This is a genomic window from Paracoccus aurantiacus (genome assembly GCF_007993065.1).
GTDB lineage: Bacteria > Pseudomonadota > Alphaproteobacteria > Rhodobacterales > Rhodobacteraceae > Paracoccus > Paracoccus aurantiacus.
This window is the reverse complement of the sequence record NZ_VOPL01000021.1, coordinates 1-2,500: the sequence shown is the minus strand read 5'-3', so window position 1 is coordinate 2,500 and position 2,500 is coordinate 1. Positions and strand designations below refer to the sequence as shown.

The window sequence follows — 2,500 nt, the reverse complement described above, 5'->3', positions numbered from 1 at the left end:
TGGATCAGACCCGAAACCGAGTGATCTAGCCATGTGCAGGATGAAGGTTGGGTAACACCAACTGGAGGTCCGAACCCACACCTGTTGAAAAAGGTCGGGATGACGTGTGGCTAGGGGTGAAAGGCCAATCAAACTCGGAGATAGCTGGTTCTCCGCGAAAGCTATTTAGGTAGCGCCTCGGACGTATCCTCTCGGGGGTAGAGCACTGCATGGATGATGGGGGCCCACAGCCTTACTGAGTCTAAGCAAACTCCGAATACCGAGAAGGACTATCCGGGAGACACACGTCGGGTGCTAACGTCCGGCGTGGAGAGGGAAACAACCCTGACCAACAGCTAAGGCCCCCAATTCGTGGCTAAGTGGGAAAGCATGTGAGACTTCCAAAACAACCAGGAGGTTGGCTTAGAAGCAGCCATCCTTTAAAGATAGCGTAACAGCTCACTGGTCTAATCAAGAGGTCTTGCGGCGAAGATGTAACGGGGCTCAAGCCACGAGCCGAAGCTTTGGATGCACACTATGTGTGCGTGGTAGCGGAGCGTTCTGTGATATAGAACGCTGCCTCTTTTGCTTGTTCGCAAGTAACGGAGGCATTGTTCTGACTGTGAAGCCGGGCTGTAAGGCATCCGGTGGAGTGATCAGAAGTGAGAATGTTGACATGAGTAGCGACAAACAGGGTGAGAGACCCTGTCGCCGAAAGTCCAAGGGTTCCTGCTTAAAGCTAATCTGAGCAGGGTAAGCCGGCCCCTAAGGCGAGGCCGAAAGGCGTAGTCGATGGGAACCAGGTTAATATTCCTGGGCCAGGAGATGGTGACGGATTGCGACGGTTGTTCTTCCTTATCGGATTGGAAGGGCCGCTTAGCAGTTCCTGGAAACAGCCCTCCATGAGACCGTACCCGAAACCGACACAGGTGGACTGGTAGAGAATACCAAGGCGCTTGAGAGAACCACATTTAAGGAACTCGGCAAAATACCTCCGTAAGTTCGCGAGAAGGAGGNCCCGTTGGCAGGCAACTGTTGGCGGGGGGCACAAACCAGGGGGTGGCGACTGTTTACTAAAAACACAGGGCTCTGCGAAGTCGCAAGACGACGTATAGGGTCTGACGCCTGCCCGGTGCCGGAAGGTTAAAAGGAGATGTGCAAGCATTGAATTGAAGCCCCGGTAAACGGCGGCCGTAACTATAACGGTCCTAAGGTAGCGAAATTCCTTGTCGGGTAAGTTCCGACCTGCACGAATGGCGTAACGACTTCCCCGCTGTCTCAAATGTGGACTCAGCGAAATTGAATTGTCTGTGAAGATGCAGACTTCCCGCGGTTAGACGGAAAGACCCCATGCACCTTTACTATAGCTTCGCACTGGCATCAGGATTGCGATGTGCAGGATAGGCGGTAGGCTTTGAACCAGGGACGCCAGTCTCTGGGGAGCCATCCTTGAGATACCGCCCTTCGCACTCTTGATGTCTAACCGCGGCCCGTTATCCGGGTCCGGGACCCTGCGTGGTGGGTAGTTTGACTGGGGCGGTCGCCTCCCAAAGAGTAACGGAGGCGCGCGAAGGTTGGCTCAGAGCGGTCGGAAATCGCTCGTTGAGTGCAATGGCAGAAGCCAGCCTGACTGCAAGACTGACAAGTCGAGCAGAGTCGAAAGACGGCCATAGTGATCCGGTGGTCCCGAGTGGAAGGGCCATCGCTCAACGGATAAAAGGTACGCTGGGGATAACAGGCTGATGATGCCCAAGAGTCCATATCGACGGCATCGTTTGGCACCTCGATGTCGGCTCATCTCATCCTGGGGCTGGAGCAGGTCCCAAGGGTACGGCTGTTCGCCGTTTAAAGAGGTACGTGAGCTGGGTTTAGAACGTCGTGAGACAGTTCGGTCCCTATCTGCCGTGGGTGTAGGATACTTGAGAGGAGTTGCCCCTAGTACGAGAGGACCGGGGTGAACGTTCCACTGGTGGACCAGTTGTCGTGCCAACGGCAGTGCTGGGTAGCTATGAACGGACAGGATAAACGCTGAAGGCATCTAAGCGTGAAGCCCCCCTCAAAACCAGGTATCCCTTGAGAGCCGTGGAAGACCACCACGTCGATAGGCCGGAGATGTAAGCGCAGCAATGCGTTCAGTTGACCGGTACTAATGGCTCGATAGGCTTGATTTGATCCGGAAGTGGCCAGATCCAAAAGATCCCCGCTTCCAAAAGCATCCTTGGACAACAAAGCAGTGAAAACTGCCAACGCTGAGCGTTTCTTCTCCGATCTGGTGGACATAGCACGAGCAAAACACCCGATCCCATCCCGAACTCGGCCGTTAAGTGCCGTCGCGCCAATGGTACTGCGTCTCAAGACGTGGGAGAGTAGGTCACCGCCAGATCTGAAAAGAAACGCATATCTCTCTAAACGATGACAACACCGCACCATCAAACAAAGATCGGTGCAACCGTGCGCCATAACGCACCTGTCGCGGGGTAGAGCAGCCCGGTAGCTCGTCAGGCTCATAACCTGAAGGTCG

Annotated in this window: 2 rRNA genes (1 of these 2 cut by a window edge); both read left to right on the top strand. The window is 54.8% G+C overall.

From position 1 onward, the window contains the following. Positions 1–2,150: ribosomal RNA gene (locus FQV27_RS18570) — 23S ribosomal RNA — on the top strand (it extends 735 nt beyond the left edge of the window). Positions 2,151–2,247: 97 nt separating this feature from the next. Next, positions 2,248–2,362 (top strand): 5S ribosomal RNA (rrf, locus tag FQV27_RS18565). Positions 2,363–2,500 lie beyond the last annotated feature (138 nt).